This window comes from Caballeronia sp. INML1 (genome assembly GCF_023631085.1).
Taxonomy (GTDB): Bacteria; Pseudomonadota; Gammaproteobacteria; order Burkholderiales; family Burkholderiaceae; genus Caballeronia; species Caballeronia turbans.
Genome location: NZ_JALQDT010000047.1, coordinates 1 through 17,576, shown reverse-complemented (window position 1 = coordinate 17,576; position 17,576 = coordinate 1). Strand labels below are relative to the sequence as shown.

General features: G+C 63.5%; 17 protein-coding genes and 2 pseudogenes. 1 reads left to right on the top strand and 18 read right to left on the bottom strand.

Features of this window, described 5'->3' with window-relative positions:
* Positions 1-57 precede the first annotated feature (57 nt).
* The 15 genes from NCR38_RS14300 to leuC all read right to left on the bottom strand — a co-directional run bounded on the left by NCR38_RS14300 (position 58) and on the right by leuC (position 15,288).
* Positions 58-591, bottom strand: a complete 534-nt coding sequence (locus NCR38_RS14300) for a CvpA family protein (RefSeq protein WP_250477272.1) — start codon at positions 589-591, stop codon at positions 58-60.
* Positions 592-600: 9 nt separating this feature from the next.
* Positions 601-1,470, bottom strand: a complete 870-nt coding sequence (locus tag NCR38_RS14295; protein ID WP_061121593.1) for an SPOR domain-containing protein — start codon at positions 1,468-1,470, stop codon at positions 601-603.
* Positions 1,471-1,511: 41 nt separating this feature from the next.
* Positions 1,512-2,822, bottom strand: coding sequence for a bifunctional tetrahydrofolate synthase/dihydrofolate synthase (gene folC, locus NCR38_RS14290; protein ID WP_061121594.1), 1,311 nt, complete (start codon positions 2,820-2,822; stop codon positions 1,512-1,514).
* A gap of 76 nt (positions 2,823-2,898) precedes the next feature.
* Entirely contained in the window at positions 2,899-3,771 is an 873-nt protein-coding gene (accD, locus tag NCR38_RS14285; protein ID WP_035511203.1) for an acetyl-CoA carboxylase, carboxyltransferase subunit beta, read from the bottom strand.
* Between the two features lie 70 nt (positions 3,772-3,841).
* On the bottom strand, positions 3,842-4,645 hold the full coding sequence (gene trpA / locus NCR38_RS14280; RefSeq protein WP_061121595.1) for a tryptophan synthase subunit alpha: 804 nt from the start codon (positions 4,643-4,645) through the stop codon (positions 3,842-3,844).
* Between the two features lie 75 nt (positions 4,646-4,720).
* The gene (locus NCR38_RS14275) at positions 4,721-5,599 is read right to left on the bottom strand and encodes a site-specific DNA-methyltransferase (RefSeq protein ID WP_061121596.1); all 879 of its coding nucleotides are present in this window, start codon (positions 5,597-5,599) and stop codon (positions 4,721-4,723) included.
* Between the two features lie 11 nt (positions 5,600-5,610).
* A complete protein-coding gene (gene trpB, locus NCR38_RS14270) occupies positions 5,611-6,804 on the bottom strand; it encodes a tryptophan synthase subunit beta (protein ID WP_061121597.1) in 1,194 nt (397 codons plus the stop codon).
* A gap of 49 nt (positions 6,805-6,853) precedes the next feature.
* Positions 6,854-7,522, bottom strand: coding sequence for a phosphoribosylanthranilate isomerase (locus NCR38_RS14265; RefSeq protein WP_061121608.1), 669 nt, complete (start codon positions 7,520-7,522; stop codon positions 6,854-6,856).
* Positions 7,519-8,322, bottom strand: a complete 804-nt coding sequence (gene truA / locus NCR38_RS14260) for a tRNA pseudouridine(38-40) synthase TruA (protein ID WP_061121598.1) — start codon at positions 8,320-8,322, stop codon at positions 7,519-7,521. The genes NCR38_RS14265 and truA overlap by 4 nt, the downstream gene beginning before the upstream one ends.
* Before the next feature lie 2 nt (positions 8,323-8,324).
* Positions 8,325-10,373, bottom strand: coding sequence for a FimV/HubP family polar landmark protein (locus NCR38_RS14255; RefSeq protein ID WP_250477271.1), 2,049 nt, complete (start codon positions 10,371-10,373; stop codon positions 8,325-8,327).
* 226 nt (positions 10,374-10,599) lie between these two features.
* On the bottom strand, positions 10,600-11,721 hold the full coding sequence (gene asd / locus NCR38_RS14250) for an aspartate-semialdehyde dehydrogenase (protein ID WP_061121600.1): 1,122 nt from the start codon (positions 11,719-11,721) through the stop codon (positions 10,600-10,602).
* Between the two features lie 82 nt (positions 11,722-11,803).
* Positions 11,804-11,998 (bottom strand): hypothetical protein, encoded by a 195-nt coding sequence (locus NCR38_RS14245; RefSeq protein ID WP_143756446.1) that lies wholly within the window; start codon positions 11,996-11,998, stop codon positions 11,804-11,806.
* Positions 11,999-12,105: 107 nt separating this feature from the next.
* A complete protein-coding gene (gene leuB / locus NCR38_RS14240; RefSeq protein WP_250477270.1) occupies positions 12,106-13,173 on the bottom strand; it encodes a 3-isopropylmalate dehydrogenase in 1,068 nt (355 codons plus the stop codon).
* Positions 13,174-13,203: 30 nt separating this feature from the next.
* Positions 13,204-13,854 carry a 3-isopropylmalate dehydratase small subunit gene (gene leuD, locus NCR38_RS14235; protein WP_061121602.1) on the bottom strand — a complete coding sequence of 217 codons (651 nt, stop codon included), beginning with the start codon at positions 13,852-13,854 and terminating at the stop codon, positions 13,204-13,206.
* Between the two features lie 24 nt (positions 13,855-13,878).
* A complete protein-coding gene (gene leuC, locus NCR38_RS14230; RefSeq protein WP_061121603.1) occupies positions 13,879-15,288 on the bottom strand; it encodes a 3-isopropylmalate dehydratase large subunit in 1,410 nt (469 codons plus the stop codon).
* A 255-nt stretch (positions 15,289-15,543) separates the two neighbouring features.
* On the opposite strand from leuC, the pseudogene NCR38_RS34340 reads away from it, so the two are divergent.
* Positions 15,544-15,617 (top strand): annotated as a pseudogene (locus NCR38_RS34340) (type II toxin-antitoxin system PemK/MazF family toxin); the annotation flags it as partial.
* A 149-nt stretch (positions 15,618-15,766) separates the two neighbouring features.
* On the opposite strand, the gene gltA reads toward NCR38_RS34340, so the two are convergent.
* The 3 genes and pseudogenes from gltA to sdhB form a co-directional block, all read right to left on the bottom strand.
* Positions 15,767-17,068 carry a citrate synthase gene (gene gltA / locus NCR38_RS14225; RefSeq protein WP_061121604.1) on the bottom strand — a complete coding sequence of 434 codons (1,302 nt, stop codon included), beginning with the start codon at positions 17,066-17,068 and terminating at the stop codon, positions 15,767-15,769.
* A gap of 136 nt (positions 17,069-17,204) precedes the next feature.
* Positions 17,205-17,498 carry a succinate dehydrogenase assembly factor 2 gene (locus tag NCR38_RS14220; RefSeq protein ID WP_061121605.1) on the bottom strand — a complete coding sequence of 98 codons (294 nt, stop codon included), beginning with the start codon at positions 17,496-17,498 and terminating at the stop codon, positions 17,205-17,207.
* A 1-nt stretch (position 17,499) separates the two neighbouring features.
* Positions 17,500-17,576 (bottom strand): annotated as a pseudogene (sdhB, locus tag NCR38_RS14215) (succinate dehydrogenase iron-sulfur subunit); the annotation flags it as partial.

The following is a 17,576-nucleotide window of genomic DNA, read 5'->3' as shown; positions in this document are numbered from 1 at the left end:
GGCCGGGCCGAAGCGTCATCGAGCCGTCGCGCATTCCTCGTGTAGCGGGCCTTGCGTCTATTGTGCGGCGGCTGGCGCCAGGCCGCTCGGTTCGCGAGCGACGTGCACATACGCGGCGAGCGTATCGGGGAGCAGCGGTTTCAATTCGCGCACGCCCTGCTCGGCCATCGGCCGCAGCAGCGCATTGCGCCAAAAATCCTTTTCCGGCAGTTCGGTCAGGCCAGCCAGTGCGACCAGAACCACTACCAATATAGCGCCTCTCACGAGGCCGAACAGCAAGCCCAGGGAGCGATCCACACCGCGCAGGCCGGTCACTTCCGTGATGCGCGTCAAAAGCGCCGATAGCACGCTCGATATGAGCAGCACCGCCGCAACCACCAGCAGAAACGCCACGAGCCATTGCGTGAGCGCGCCGCCGGGCCATGTCGACGGAATATACGGCACGACGAGCCCGACGAAGCGCCCTGCGATCAGAATGGCGGCAATCCAGCCGACCAGACCGAAGGCCTCGGCCAACAGGCCGCGCCACATGCCGCGAAGCGCGGACAGACCAATCACAGCCATCACGCCGTAGTCGAAAGCGGTGAACATCAAATCTGCTTAATTCGATGAGCGAGTGCCGCCGCCGAGGCCGGCCTGGCGCACCTTTACGAGGGCCGCCTGCGCCGACGCGCGATCGGGGAACGGACCCGCGCGCAACAGCGATTTGGTCGCGCCATCCGACTGCTTGCGATGTTCGAGATATGCGGGCACACCCGCAGACTTCAATTTGTTGACCCAGTTCTGCGCGGCGGTTTCGTCGTCGAACTGGCCGATTTGCAGCACGAAACGGCTGCCCGCCGGCGACGACGGCGTATTCGCCGCGCCTGCGGCTGCGTTCGCGGCGGTGTTTGCGTTGTCTTCCTCGGACGGTTCCGTGGCCTGCTGCTTCGCGTTCTGGCTTGCGGCGGCGGCAGGCTTCGACGGCTTCGCTTCAGTCCTGGCTTGCGCCTTCGTTTCGGGCTTCGGCTGTTCCGTTGCTTCGGGCTTCGGTTGTGCCGTAGCGGCGGCCGCAGCGGCCTGCGGCTGCGTCGCGCCAGCGGAAACGCTGCTCGAAGCGCCCGCCGGCGCATCATGCGCGACGCCGGCTTGCGTGTCCGCCTCGGTCGCGTCGCGTGATTGTTTCGCGGCAGGCGACGGGCGATTGGGAATATCGATGGAAATGTCGTCGGTCACGGGCTTCGGACGCGAATCCAGCACCATAGGCAGGACGATGACGGCGGCCAGCACCAGCGCGATCGCGCCGACAAGCCTGCGGCGCGCGCGCTGTTTCTCGGGCAGGGTGGGATCGAGCATCATCGCGTCGGCGTCGGTGCGCTCCGAACGGCGCGTGCGGCGCTCGGTACGGACGGTGTGACGCGAGCCGCGCGAGGAATCGGAGTATGCGTCGCGACCGGAGTCGTCTTTCTTGCCGAACGAAAAGAGTCCCATGTATCGCTTGGTGCTGACGGCCGACCGTCTGGATGATGGCGCTAGTTATGCTGCGTTCGACGGTAGGCCATCACGCCGGCTACCGTGTAGAAACTGCCAAAAACGACGATTCTATCATTTTCGGACGCGCGCCTTAACGCATCTTGAAAAGCTGCGGCTGGCGTTTCGAAGCTAGAAACGCTGCTGTCCGGGCCGTCGTTGACACCGGCGTCGCGCAATGCGTGCTCCAGTTGCTCCGCCGACGCGGCGCGCGGCGTGGGCAGCGCGGTGACGTTCCAGTGGTCGATCTCGCTCGTCAACTGCTTCACGACGCCTTCGATGTCCTTGTCGCCCATCGCGCCGAACACCGCGTACGTGTACGGAAAATAGCCCATGTTGCCGAGATTTTGCGACAAAACGGCGGCAGCGTGGGGATTGTGCGCAACATCGAGAATGATTTGCGGCTTTCCCGGCAGCACCTGGAAGCGGCCCGGCAGTTCGACATTGGCGAGTCCGAGGCGAATATCCTGAGCCGAAACGGGCAAGCGATCACGCAACGATTCGAGCGCGGCCAGCGCCGCCGCCGTGTTGATCAGCTGATTCGCGCCGCGCAGTGCGGGATACGCCAGCGCCGGGCGCCGCTGCTCGCGGCCGATATAGCTCCATTGCTGGCGCTCGTTGCCCGGCTGCGCTTCATAGCGGAAGTCCCGTCCGACGAGCCAAAGATCCGCGCCGATCGCCTGCGCATGATCGATCAGGCTTTGCGGCGGCGACGGGTCGCCGCACACAGCGGGCTTGCCCGGCCGGAAAATGCCCGCCTTCTCGAAGCCGATCTTCTCGCGCGTGTCGCCGAGATAATCGGTATGGTCGATGTCGATGCTCGTGATCACCGCGCAATCCGTATCGACGATATTCACCGCGTCCAGACGTCCGCCGAGCCCGACTTCCAGAATCACGGCATCGAGCCCGCGCGATGCGAAAAGATGCAGGATCGCGAGCGTCGTGAATTCGAAGTAAGTCAGCGAAACCGGTTCGGGCAGGCTCGCGCGCGCCTTTTCCACCGCCTCGAAATGTTGGAGCAGATCGGCGTCGCTCGCCTCGGCGCCGTCGATGCGCGCACGCTCGTTGAACGAAAGCAGGTGCGGCGAGGTATGGCAGCCGACGCGATAACCCGCGCGCAGCAGGATCGTTTCGATGATCGCGCACGTCGAGCCTTTGCCATTCGTACCGCCGACGGTGATGACCGGGCAGTCGAAATGCAGGCCGAGCGCGTCCTTCACCTTGCCGATACGCGTCAGGCCCATGTCGATGCCGACCGGATGCGCTGCTTCCAGATGAGCCAGCCAGGCGTCGAGGGTGGGGAAAGTGTTCATGTTCGAGATGGGGAAAAGCAAAACGCCGCGCGGAACCTCAGGGCTCTCGCGCGGCGCAGCGCTGCATATCAGCGATTCAGGCGACGGAATCGGCGGGTTGCCGCGTCATCAGCGCCATCAATTGGGCAAGTTCTTCGCGCATCTTGCGGCGATCCACGATCATGTCGATGGCGCCCTTCTGCAGCAGGAATTCGGCGCGCTGGAAGCCTTCCGGCAGCTTTTCGCGCACGGTCTGCTCGATCACGCGCGGGCCGGCGAAGCCGATCAGCGCCTTCGGCTCGCCGATCACGACATCGCCGAGAAAGGCGAAGCTCGCGGAGACACCGCCCATCGTCGGGTCGGTCAGCACGGAAATGAACGGCAGCTTCGCATCCGACAGTCTGGTCAGGAGCGCTGTGGTCTTGGCCATTTGCATCAGCGAAAGCAGGCTTTCCTGCATGCGCGCGCCGCCGGACGCCGTGAAGCAGATGAACGGCACGTTCTGCTCGATCGCATTGCGCGCGCCGCGCACAAAGCGCTCGCCGACCACCGAGCCCATCGAGCCGCCCATGAACGAGAACTCGAAGCACGCGACGACGCACGGAATCGTGTGGATCGCGCCGCCCATGACGACCATCGCGTCGGTTTCGTCGGTATCCTCCATCGCTTCCTTGATGCGATCCGGATACTTACGGCTGTCCTTGAACTTGAGCGCATCGACCGGCACGACTTCCTGGCCGATTTCGTAGCGGCCTTCCGGATCGAGCAGGCGGTCGAGCCGCTCGCGCGCGCCAATGCGCATGTGATGGCTGCACTTCGGGCAGACATGCAGGTTCGCCTCGACGTCGTTGCGATACAGCACCGCCTCGCACGACGGGCACTTCACCCAGAGGCCCTCGGGGATGCCTTTGCGGCTCTTGGGATCCGTTTGCTTGATCTTCGGCGGCAGCAGTTTGTCGAGCCAGCTCATCGTTTTTCCTTGACTGATCGGTCGCCGCGCGGCGCACGTCCGAATCGGACGGCCCGCGGCGGCGCGTATTTTACTGTGCGGCGTCGAGTGCCTGACGAACTTCGGCAATGAAGCTCGTCAGTGACGCGGCCGCGGCGTCCGGCTTCGCCTCTTCGAGCAATTGCACGAGGCGGCTGCCGATGACGACGGCGTCCGCGACATCGGCGACGGCACGCGCGGTTTGGGCGTCGCGAATGCCGAACCCGACGCCAACCGGCAGGGGCACATGCGACTTGATGGCCGGGATTTTACTCGCGATGCTGGAAACGTCCAGATTTGCCGCGCCGGTCACGCCTTTCAGCGATACGTAGTAAACATAGCCGCTCGCGATCTTGCCGACCGCCGCGACCCGTTCGTCCGTGGAGGTCGGCGCGAGCAGGAAGATCGGATCGATGCCGGCCGCGCGCATGGACGCGCCGAAGCTCTCGGCCTCCTCGGGCGGGTAATCGACCACCAGCACGCCGTCGACGCCCGCTTCCTGCGCGGCTTTCGCAAAAGCGTCCGCGCCCATGCGCTCGATCGGATTCGCATAGCCCATCAGCACGACTGGCGTTTTGTCGTCGGTCTGACGGAAGCGCTTGACGTCGGCCAGCACGCTCTTGAGCGTTACGCCGCGAGCGAGCGAGCGCTCGGACGAACGCTGGATCACGGGGCCGTCGGCCATCGGATCGGAAAACGGTACGCCCAGTTCTATGACGTCCGCGCCGCCCTTGGCGAGTGCGTGCATGAACTCCACGGTCTGCTCCGGATTCGGGTCGCCCGCGGTGATGAACGGAATCAGCCCTTTCTTGCCCTGCGCGGCCAGCGCCGCAAACGTGTTCTTGATACGGGACATGGGAATTCTCTTGAACGTATTCGTTGACGTCAGACGCCTGGTCGACGTCTGACGCGATTAGCGACGAAAAAAGCGCTATTCGGCCGCTTGCGCAGCGGTATCGGTCGTCGCGAGCGTCTTGCGACGCGCGCGCACGGGCTCCTCGGGCTTGAGGCGTGCGGCCCGCGCTTCGGCGATGCGGCCTTCCGCGATTGCGCAGTACTCGGCGTTGATCTCGTAGCCCGTGAACTGCCGGCCGTGACGCGCGCATGCGACCGCCGTCGTGCCGCTGCCCATGAACGGATCGAGCACCCGGCCGCCGGGGGGACAACTCGCGAGCACCATGCGCTCGACGATCTCCAGCGGCTTTTGCGTCGGATGATCCACCCGCTCGGCGTGCTGCCGATGCAGACGGGAAATGGACCAGACATCCTTCGGGTTATAGCCGAGCTCGAGCCACTTGCTGCCTTCGAAAATCTTGCGCGAGCGTGCCTTTTTCGTCTCTGCGTCGTAGGGGATGCGCACCGGATCGAGATCGAAGTAATAGTCCTTCGATACCGCAAAATAGCCGATGTTATCGTGCACTGACGTAAATTTACGCGTCGTTCCGCCCATGCTCGGCACGCGCCGGTCCCAGACGATCTCGTTGATCATCAGGAGACGGCGCTTCAGGAACACGAACAGTTCGGGCGAGTATTGCCAGGTGCAGAAGATGTAAAGCGAGCCGCTCGGCTTGAGCTTCGGGATCGCCAGACTCAGCCAGCGATAGGTCCACTCGAGAAAAGCGTCGCCCGACAGCATGTCCGAATCGTTCCCGTAGTCCTTGCCCAGACCATAGGGCGGGTCCGCGACGATCAGATCGATCGACGCATCGGGAATGTGTTCGGCATCGGTCAGGAAATCGCGATTGCGGATGTCGCTGCCGGCGCTCTGGAGGGCGCCGACGGACAACGGCTCGTCGATAACGGTGCGCATCGGTCAGGTGCTCAGAACTGGATGCCCGATCGCTCGGCGACCGTATGCATGTCCTTGTCGCCCCGGCCCGACAAATTGACGAGCAGCACCTTGTCACGCGGCAGCGTTTTCGCGAGCTTCGCGCCGTAAGCGAGCGCGTGGCTCGACTCGAGCGCCGGGATGATGCCCTCGATACGGCAGCAGTCGTGGAAGGCTTTGAGCGCTTCGTCGTCCGTGATGCCGACATACTCCGCGCGTCCAGCGTCCTTCAGCCACGCGTGCTCGGGGCCGACGCCCGGATAATCGAGACCCGCCGAGACCGAATGCGTCTCGATGATCTGGCCGTTTTCATCCTGCAGCAGATAGGTGCGGTTGCCGTGGAGCACGCCGGGACTGCCGCCCATGAGCGACGCCGCGTGGCGGCCCGTATCGATGCCATCGCCCGCCGCTTCCACGCCAATCAATTTGACGCCTTTGTCGTCGATATACGGATAAAAAATGCCCATCGCGTTCGATCCGCCCCCAACGCACGCGATGACCGCATCGGGCTGACGGCCCGTCATTTCGGGCATCTGCACGCGGCATTCGTCGCCGATCACGCGCTGGAAGTCGCGCACCATCATCGGATAAGGGTGCGGACCCGCGACAGTGCCGATGATGTAGAAGGTGTTCTCGACGTTCGTCACCCAGTCGCGCATGGCTTCGTTCAGCGCATCCTTGAGCGTCTTCGAGCCGGATTCGACAGGAACGACCGTCGCGCCGAGCAGCTTCATGCGATACACGTTCGCGGCCTGCCGGCGCACGTCCTCTGCGCCCATATAGACCACGCACTCCATGCCGAAGCGCGCGGCGATGGTCGCAGTCGCCACGCCGTGCTGGCCCGCGCCAGTCTCGGCGATCACGCGCGGCTTGCCCATCTTGCGGGCGAGCAGCGCCTGGCCGATTACGTTATTCACCTTGTGCGCGCCGGTATGATTCAGATCCTCGCGCTTCAGATAGAGCTGCGCTCCGCCGAGCATGTCGCTCCAGCGCTTCGCGTGATAAATCGGCGACGGACGGCCGACGTAATGCTTGAGCTCGTACTCGTATTCGGCGAGAAACTCGGGATCTTTCTGTGCTGCTTCATACGCGACGCGCAGTTCATCTAGCGCGTGGATGAGCGTTTCGGAGACGAACACGCCTCCATATTGGCCGAAGTGGCCTCTTTCGTCTGGCAAATCGTACATTGCGTCACTCTCTCGGTTACGTGGCCGACAGCGCGGCTCACGTTCCACATCACCCGGCATCCGCTTCGCGCACTGCGCGCACGAATGCCGCCATTCGGGCGGGATCCTTCACGCCCTTGGCGCCCGGCACCTCGATGCCGCTCGAGACATCGACCGCGTACGGGCGCACACGCCGAATGGCGTCACTGACGTTTTGCGCGTTCAACCCACCACTCAAAACGGCCCGATGCCCGAGATCTGTTGGGATAAGTGACCAATCGAATACCTTTCCACCGCCGCCGAAGCCCTCGACGAGAGCGTCGAGAAGAAGGCCGCCTGCGGCTTTGAACTTGAGAGACGATTCTATCAAATGGCTTGTGGACGCATCAGGCCCAATTCGCAGTGCGCGCCAATAGGATAAACCCGCAACTGCTGCAAGTTCCTCGCACTGCTGGGGGGTTTCGTCGCCATGAAACTGCAGCAGCGAAAGCGGCACATTGGACGTGACTTCGCGAATCCATTCCGGCGTCGCATTGACGAAAAGCCCGACGGATGACACGAGCGGCGGCACGTGCCGCGCCAGCTCGACCGCCTGCGCGACGCTCACCGAGCGCGGGCTCGGCGGATAGAACACGAAGCCCACGGCGTCCGCGCCGAGTGCGATGGCGTGCTGCACGTCTTCTACGCGCGAAAGTCCGCATAGCTTGATGCGGGTGCGATGCAAATCTCGTTCGGTCATTTCGGCTCTGCCCACATGGCGCTCCAGGGCATGCTGGCGATATGCGGCGGCGGCACCGCGAAGTGTTCAGGATAGCCGACCTCGGCCAGATACAGGCCGTCCGGCATGAAGGTCGGCGCGGCGGCACGGCGGTCGCGGGCGGCGAGGACATCGGCCATCCACGAAACCGGATGACGGCCGCGTCCGATCGCGACGAGGCACCCCATCAGATTGCGCACCATGTGATGCAGGAACGCGTTGGCGCGAAAGCGAAAGTGAATGAAATCACCCTGCTCGCGCACGTCGATCTGATAGAGGTGCTTCACGGGCGTCTTCGATTGACAATCGGCCGCGCGGAACGACGAAAAATCGTGCTCGCCAATCAGGCAGGCGACCGAATCGCGCATCGCGTCGACGTCCAGCGGCGTGTGTACCCAGCCCGCGCGTTTCGCCAGCATCGGCGAGCGCACCGGATTGACATAGAGAACGTAAAAATACGTGCGCTCGAACGCGGCGAAGCGGGCGTGGAAGTCATCGGGCATCGGCTTTGCCCATTGCACGGCGACGGTATCGGGCAAAAACGCGTTCGTGCCGCGGACCCACGAGAATTCGGTGCGATCGAGTTCGGTGTCGAAATGGACGACCTGGCCGAGACCGTGCACACCCGTATCCGTGCGTCCGGCGACGACGGTAGAAAGCGGCGTCTGCGCGAATTCCGCGAGCGCGCGCTCCAGTTCGTTCTGCACCGTCTTGCCGTGCGGTTGAGACTGCCAGCCGCAAAACGCCGAGCCATCGTACTGAATGCCTAAAGCGATGCGCATCTTCAGGAATGCGGGGCGAGCGTCGAGAGGAGCGTGGCCGCCTGCTGGCGCGTCGCGGGATCGTTCGATTCGATCACTTCCTGCAACAGCGTGCGCGCGCCCGAAAGATCGCCCAACTCGATGTATTCCGCCGCCAATTCGAGCTTGTTGCGCGCGATCGTCGCGAGTTGCGCGGGCGTCAGCGCGGGCAGCGGCTCGGTGGCGCTCGACGCGCGCCCGAGATCGAAGTCCAGGCTGAGCGGCCCGAATCTCGTCGCGCCGAGGCCGGCGACCGAAGCCGCGCCAGCCGTGCCCGCTACGATCTGCGCGGCCGCGGACTGCCGCTGCGTTTGCGTATGCCGCGCCGCGTCCGTCTGTGCTACCGGCTGCGGAACGAAGGGCACCTGCTCGATCGGCTGCGGGCCAGTCGGGGGCGGCTGCAGCGCTCCGAGGCGTGATTCGGGCGACGGCGCATCGGCGGGCAGCGACGACGTCGCCGGCTCCTGCTCCCTCGCGCCAGGCGGCTTGATCGACAGTTCCATGCGCGGCGGCAGTTCCATTTCGAGCGAGCCAAGCGCGTGAATCGCATCCTGCGGGAACTTCGGCATCGGAAAACGGTGCGCAACCGCCGGCTCTTCATCCGGCGCAATACCCGATTTTTCCGCTTCGCGCGCCGCCTGTTCCTCGATGTCGCGCTGCTCTGCGGCGCGATGCTCGGCCGCTTGCTCTTCGGCCGCACGCGCCTGCAGTTCGCGCAGTTCGGCCTCGCGCGCGATGATCTCGCGGGCCGCAGCCTCGCGCGCCTGATCTTCGCGCTCGGTGACCTGGCGCAACTCGGCCTCGCGCTGCCCGGCCTCGCGGTCGGCCAGATCGCGTGCGAGCGCTTCCCGCGCGGCGGCTTCGCGCGCGTGAATCTCACGCTCTTCGGCTTCCTGTAAGGCGGCCTGGCGCGCCGCGGCTTCGCGCTCCTCGATTTCCCATTTCTCGGCTTCACGACGCGCCGCTTCGCGCGCCGCGCTCTCACGCTCGTGCTGGGCGAGGTGTTCGGGCTGCTCTTGCGTTTCCGCTGCGCCGATCGGCGGCAAGAAATCAGGATGACGGGCCGCCGGCGCTAGCGGCGCGAACGGCTCTTCGCGTACAGGTCGGTTCGCGTGGCCGGGCGCTGCAGCGGACTCGGTGGCCGGCTTCGCCCCGGTCGCCGGCGGAGGTTGATCCTCGGAAGGGGCGGCGGGCGGCTGAGCCGCTTCGGCGTGCTCGACGCTCGTGGCGGCGGCCGCCAGTCCGGACCGGTCAGGCTCGGATGGTTTCCCCGCAGCGCTGGCAGCCGATCCTGCCGTCGATGCCTCGCGCGCTCGGCGCATCGCTTCATTGCGCGCGGCGGCGTCGGCCTGTGCTTCTTCCAGACTTGCAAACGTCCTCGGCGCGCGATCGACGTCCTCGTTACTTGCAGCGGCCTGCCGTTTCTTCCCGCGTCGCATTCTGAATAGCAGGAAAGCACCCACGGCGATCACGATGGCGACGACGAGCGGCGATAGTCCGATGGTCGCCGCGGTCGCGCCGCTGCCGGTGCGGTTGTCGCTGGCCGGCGCGGGCGCCGCCGCAGCGGGTGCGCTTGCGGGCGTGGTGCTTGCCGATGCCGGCTCGGGCGTGGTCGATTCCTGCGCCGCCGTTGCGCTCGCTTGCGGCTCGACGGCCGATGCCGGCGCCGCATCCGACGCTATCGCGCCCGCGCTCTCCGACACTGGCGCCGGGGCTTCTGCAGGCTGATTCTGCTGCGCTTCCGGCGCCGACGCGACGCTCGAAGCCACCGCACCGCTCAGATCGGCAGGCACGTTCAGTACCGCTCCGAGCTTCAGCTTGTTGATATCGTGATTTGAGAACGCGTTCGGATTGGCGTCGAACAGCGCACGCGCCGCCTTCGCGCGAACGTCACGATCCTTCGATCCGGTGAGTTGGCCAGCAACGTCGCTAAGCGATTGTCCGGGCTTGACCTCGTATGTCTGCCCCGTTGCGGCGGGAGCGGCGGCGTCGCTTGCCTGAGCGAGCGCATCGCCAGGATTCGCCCAAAACATCGCGCATACCGCGAAAGTTGCCGCGGCGCACGCCGCACGCGATGACAAAAGGAGAGACCGGCGTGGTCGTTGGATCATTGAGGCTCCGGGTACGGCAAAAATTGAAACATACGGCGCAAAACCAACGAAAAACCGGCTTTGCAATAAAAACTGCGCAAAAACAAAAAGCGCCGCGAGAACGCGACGCTTTTGGGTTTGGCACGCGCTTCCAGGCGCGTAGTTTACTTTACTTGTCGAGCAGAATGCGCAGCATGCGGCGCAGCGGTTCGGCCGCGCCCCACAACAGTTGATCGCCGACAGTAAATGCCGACAGATACTCGCCGCCCATCGCCAGCTTGCGCAGACGGCCGACGGGCACCGTCAGCGTGCCCGTGACGACCGCGGGCGACAGATCGCGAACCGATGCTTCGCGCTCGTTCGGCACCACCTTCACCCAGTCGTTCGCCGAAGCAAGGATGCCGTGCACTTCGTCCAGCGGCACGTCCTTCGTGAGCTTGATGGTGAGCGCCTGCGAGTGGCAGCGCATCGCGCCGATCCGCACACAAAGGCCATCGACTGGGATCGAGCCCGGCGTGCCCATTGCCGGCTTGCCGAGAATCTTGTTGGTTTCGGCGCCGCCCTTCCACTCTTCCTTCGACATGCCGTTGCCGAGATCCTTGTCGATCCACGGAATCAGCGAGCCCGCGAGCGGCACGCCGAAGTTGTCGACGGGCATGCGCTCGCCGTTCATCGCGGCGAGCACGCGGCGGTCGATGTCGAGAATCGCGGATGAAGGATCGGCCAGATCTTCCTTCGCGGAACCGTAGAGCACGCCCATCTGCTGGAGCAGCTCGCGCATGTTCTGCGCGCCCGCGCCCGAGGCGGCCTGGTATGTCATTGCGGTCGTCCACTCGACGAGGTTCTCGCGGAACAGGCCGCCGAGCGCCATCAGCATCAGGCTGACCGTGCAATTGCCGCCGATGAAGTCACGGCCGCGCTTCACGAGCGAATCCTTGATGACGTTCAGGTTGACCGGATCGAGGATGATGACCGCGTCGTCCTTCATGCGCAGCGCCGAGGCCGCGTCGATCCAGTAGCCTTTCCAGCCCGCCGCGCGCAGCTTCGGATACACCTCGTTGGTGTAGTCGCCGCCCTGGCACGTGATGATGGCGTCGCACTTTTTCAGATCGTCGATGCTCGTCGCGTCCTTGAGCTTCGTCTCGTTTTTGGCGAACGACGGCGCGTTGCCGCCCGCATTGCTGGTGCTGAAGAACACCGGTTCGATCAGGTCGAAATCGCCTTCCTGCTGCATGCGTTGCATCAGGACGCTGCCGACCATACCGCGCCAACCAACGAGACCTACGTTCATGACTAACCTTTGACTGTGGACGCTTCCCCGCATCTTTACCCGGCGTGGCCGCGCGGGGAAGACGCTCGGACACGAGGGACGATCAGCGAATCGTGATCGATTTGATGGAGATTTTCGTAATGCGCGTTTTAGCCGTGGCGTTGATAGCCACGATGCGCGTGCCGATGGCGAGTTCCGTCGCGACGGCAGATGAGCCGCGTCCGATGGAATCCAGAGAGAATTGAGTGTTCTTCGCCATGACCAAAGAATATACACGATAACCCGATGTTTTCGTCACGCGCTTGCGGTGCGGCTCTTAAAATCGTACGGATCGTGCTTGAACATCGGTAAAAAGAGACGATCGGCCGCTCTTTTGCCTGCAACCGCCGATCGTCTTTCCGGCGATTACAGCGCCTTCAGCACTGCATCGCCCATTTCCTTCGTGCCGACGATCCGGCCGTCCGCCGTCGCGATATCGCCGGTGCGATAGCCCTGCTCCAGCACCTTCTTCACCGCGCTTTCGATGCGGTCCGCCTGCTCGGTCTTGCCGAGCGAGTAGCGCAGCATCATCGCGGCGGACAGAATGGTCGCGAGCGGGTTGGCCACGCCCTTGCCCGCAATATCCGGCGCGGAGCCGTGCGACGGCTCGTACAGGCCCTTGTTGTCCTTGTCGAGCGACGCCGACGGCAACATGCCGATGGAACCCGTGAGCATCGCGGCTTCGTCGGACAGGATGTCGCCGAACATGTTGCCGGTCACGACGACATCGAACGCCTTCGGCGCTTTCACGAGCTGCATCGCGGCGTTGTCGACGTACATGTGCGACAGCTCGACGTCCGGATACTCCCTGGCGACGTCGATCATCGTGTCGCGCCACAATTGCGACGTTTCCAGCACGTTGGCCTTGTCGACGCTCGTCAGCTTCTTCTGGCGCTTCTGCGCCGCCTGAAACGCGACGTGCGCGATGCGGCGCACTTCGGGCTCGGAATAGCGCATCGTGTCGAAGCCTTCCTTTGCGCCGGCAAACGGGCCGTCCGGCGCTTCGCGCAAGCCGCGCGGCGCGCCGAAATAGATATCGCCATTGAGCTCGCGCACGATCAGGATGTCGAGGCCGGACACGATTTCGGCTTTGAGCGACGACGCGCCCGTCAGTTGCGCATAGCAGATCGCCGGACGGAAGTTCGCGAAGAGTTGCAGATGCTTGCGCAGGCCGAGGATCGCCTGCTCGGGACGTAGCGCGCGCTCCAGCTTGTCGTATTTCCAGTCGCCGACCGCGCCGAACAGGATCGCGTCGGCTTCCTTCGCGAGCGCCAGCGTCGAGTCGGGCAGCGGATGGCCCTTCGCCTCATAACCTGCGCCGCCGACCGGCGCTTCTTCCAGCTCGAACTTCTCGCCGAGCGCGTTCAGCACCTTGACTGCTTCGGCGGTGATTTCCGGACCGATCCCGTCGCCGGGCAATACTGCAATCTTCATCGTCTCTTCCTTCCGTGATCGTTATTCGATTTATCCGACGAGCCGGTTATTCAGCCACGGCTGCTTCGCCAGGCGTTCCGCCTCGTATTGGCGAATCTTGTCGGCATGACGCAGCGTGAGGCCGATATCGTCGAAGCCGTTCAGCAGGCAGTACTTGCGAAAGCCCGGCACGTCGAATGCGTACTCGGTGCCGTCGCCCGTGCGCACGACTTGCGCTTCGAGATCGATCGTCAACTGGAAACCGACGAACGCGTACGTTTCGTTGAACAGCTTGTCGACTTGCTGCTCCGTCAACACGACCGGCAGCAGGCCGTTCTTGAAGCAGTTGTTGTAGAAGATGTCCGCGAAGCTCGGCGCGATGATCGCGCGAAAGCCGTATTGATCCAGCGCCCACGGCGCGTGCTCACGCGAGCTCCCGCAGCCGAAGTTCTTGCGCGTGAGCAGAATCGATGCGCCCTGATAACGCGGCTGATTCAGCACGAAGTCCGGATTGAGCGGACGCTTGCTGTTGTCCTGGCCGGGCTCGCCGACATCGAGATAACGCCATTCGTCGAACGCGTTCGGGCCGAAACCGGTCCGCTTGATCGACTTCAGGAACTGCTTCGGGATGATCGCGTCCGTGTCCACGTTCTCGCGATCGAGCGGCGCAACGAGGCCGCTATGCACAATGAATTTTTCCATGATCTTTCTCTGTATCCCGTTTGATCACGCAAGCTTGCGCACGTCGACGAAGTGGCCTTCGATCGCGGCGGCGGCGGCCATCGCGGGGCTCACGAGGTGCGTGCGACCGCCCGCGCCCTGACGGCCCTCGAAGTTGCGGTTCGACGTCGATGCGCAGCGCTCGCCCGCCTCCAGCCTGTCGGCGTTCATTGCGAGACACATCGAGCAGCCCGGCTCGCGCCATTCGAAGCCGGCGTTCGTGAAAATCTTGTCGAGGCCTTCGCGCTCGGCCTGCGCCTTCACGAGACCCGAGCCCGGCACCACCATCGCGAGACGAATGTTCGACGCGACGCGCTTGCCCAGCGACTTCACGACATAAGCGGCCGCGCGCAGGTCTTCGATACGGGCGTTCGTGCACGAGCCGATGAAAATCTTGTCCGGCTTGATCGATTCGATCGGCGTGTTCGGCTGCAACGCCATATAGGTCAGCGCCCGCTCCATCGCGTCGCGCTTGACCGGGTCCTTTTCCTTCTCGGGATCGGGCACACGGCCGTCGATAGACGTGACCATTTCGGGCGACGTGCCCCACGTCACTTGCGGCACGATCTCGGCCGCGTTCAATTCGACGACGCGATCGAACTGCGCGTCCGGATCCGACTTGAACTGGCGCCAGTATTCGACCGCCTGATTCCATTCCACGCCCTGCGGCGAGTACGGACGGTCCTTCAGGTAATTGATGGTCGTATCGTCGACCGCGACCATGCCGGCGCGCGCGCCCGCTTCGATCGCCATGTTGCAGACGGTCATGCGGCCTTCCATCGACAAGGCGCGGATGGTCGAGCCGCCGAACTCGATCGCGTAACCCGTGCCGCCCGCCGTGCCGATCTTGCCGATGATCGCGAGCACGATGTCCTTCGCCGTGCAGCCGCGCGGCAACGTGCCTTCGACCTTCACGAGCATGTTCTTGCTCTTCTTCTGCAAGAGCGTTTGCGTGGCGAGCACGTGTTCCACTTCCGACGTGCCGATGCCGTGCGCGAGCGCGCCGAACGCGCCGTGCGTGGACGTGTGCGAGTCGCCGCAGACGATGGTCATGCCGGGCAGCGTCGCGCCCTGCTCCGGCCCGATGATGTGCACGATCCCCTGGCGCAGATCGTTCATCTTGAACTGCGTGATGCCGAAGCTATCGCAGTTCGCGTCGAGCGTATCGACTTGGAGCTTCGAAACGGGATCGGCGATGCCGTGCGAGCGGTCGGTGGTCGGGACGTTGTGATCGGACACTGCCAGATTCGCGCTGATTCGCCACACCGGGCGCTCGGCCAGCTTCAGGCCCTCGAAGGCCTGCGGGCTCGTCACTTCATGCAGCAGGTGACGGTCGATGTAGAGGATCGAGGTGCCGTCCTCTTCCGTGTGGATCACATGCGTGTTCCACAGTTTGTCGTAGAGAGTCTGTGCCATGGTGAGCGCTTTCGTATGTGACTGCGGGGAAAGTTTTGCTGGCGGCAGGGCCGGCAGCTTGTCCGGCGATTATGCCACTTCCTGGTACGCCGCGGGTACTACGCTACCCGGAAAAACTTATTAAAAACATAGGGTTATTGTGGTGGTACCAGTACCCGGATGGGAACTACCCGGCTACGCCGTTCGGTCGGCTGTCCAGCGCGGCATCGTGCCGTACGCACAGTATGCGCTTGGCTACGCGACGGTCTGGGTACTTGCGTCGTGGTTTCGCCTCGGAAATGCACGACCATTTGCGGACGGTCATCGTGGCGCCGATGACTTCGAAAGGCACGTCGTCTCGTCGGGAAAGAAAGCCGTCGCAGACAAGGCGCATCGAACGCGCCTCTTACATTGCGAGACTAAGATCAACCGCTCAAAAGCAGAAAGCCCCGGCAGTCACCCGCCGGGGCCTTCACATCAATCTCAAATCCGATTCGGCTTACCGCTTCGCCAACGGCTTCACTTCACGCGGCGTCTGACCGATGAACAACTGACGCGGACGGCCAATCTTCTGCTCCGGATCCGCGATCATTTCGTTCCACTGCGCGATCCAGCCGACCGTACGCGCCATCGCGAAGATGCACGTGAACATCGACGTCGGGATCCCCAGCGCGCGCTGCACGATGCCCGAGTAGAAGTCGACGTTCGGGTACAGCTTGCGCGACACGAAGTATTCATCTTCCAGTGCGATCTTTTCCAGTTCCATCGCGAGCTTGAAGAGCGGATCGTCGTGCAGGCCGAGTTCGTTCAGCACTTCGTGGCACGTTTCGCGCATCAGCTTCGCACGCGGGTCGTAGTTCTTGTACACGCGGTGACCGAAGCCCATCAGCTTCACGCCCGAATTCTTGTCCTTCACCTGCTTGATGAACTCGGGGATGTGGTCGACCGAGCCGATCTCTTCGAGCATGTTCAGTGCGGCTTCGTTCGCGCCGCCATGCGCCGGGCCCCACAGACACGCGATACCGGCCGCGATGCACGCGAACGGGTTGGCGCCCGACGAACCCGCGAGACGCACCGTCGAGGTCGACGCGTTCTGCTCGTGGTCCGCGTGCAGGATCAGGATGCGGTCGAGCGCGCGCACGAGCACGTCGTTGACCTTGTACTCTTCGCACGGGTTCGAGAACATCATGTGCATGAAGTTCGCGCTGTACGACAGTTCGTTCTTCGGATAGACAAACGGCTGGCCGATGCTGAACTTGTATGCCATCGCAACGAGCGTCGGCAGCTTCGCGATCATGCGAATGGCCGACACTTCACGGTGGCGCGGATCGTTGATGTTCAGCGAGTCGTGATAGAACGCCGAAAGCGCGCCCACCGCCGCCGTCAATACCGCCATCGGGTGCGCGTCGCGACGGAAGCCGCGGAAGAAGAAGTGCATCTGCTCGTGCACCATCGTGTGACGCGTGACCGTGTCCACGAATTCCTTGTTCTGCGCCACGTTCGGCAGTTCGCCCTTCAGCAGCAGATAGCAGGTCTCGAGAAAGTCGGCATTCACGGCCAGCTGCTCGATCGGGTAGCCGCGGTACAGCAGCTCGCCCTTGTCGCCGTCGATGTACGTGATCGCGGAATTGCACGCCGCCGTCGACATGAAGCCCGGGTCATACGTGAACTTGCCGGTCTGACCGTACAGCTTGCGGATGTCGATCACGTCCGGGCCCATCGTGCCCTTGTAGATCGGCATTTCGACGCTCGGCGAGTTGTCGCTGAACGATAGCGTGGCTTTAACATCTGACGGGGTCATAGCACATCCTCAATCGAAGTATGGATACAGGTTTTCGATAATTTGCACGACGGAAGCTGCGCGGCAAAACTGTTCGATCGGCCTGTGTGCACTGCAACAGGCCTATTTTGCAAAACTCCGCGAATTCCTGCTGAAATCACACGGTGCGCAGCATGTCCAGCAGGCGGATTACGTCCGGCGTCGCGAGGTCGCCTTCAGGCTCCGTGCGCGCCAGCAGCAAGTCCATCAGTTCGTTGTCGCTCAGCTCCAGCAGGCGGGTCAATGCGGCCACGTCGGCGTCACTGAGGTCATGCTCATATCGGCTGAAGAAGCGATCGAAGATCAGATCGTTTTCCAGCAGGCCGCGCCGTGCGCGCCAGCGAAGGCGCGCCCGGCGAAGGGGATCGGACTGATGCGAGTTGTCTTGATTGTCGACCATCACATAGCCCATCTCAGACAGCGCGGCGCACCATCAATTCCTTGATCTTGCCGATCGCCTTGGTCGGATTGAGCCCCTTGGGGCACACGT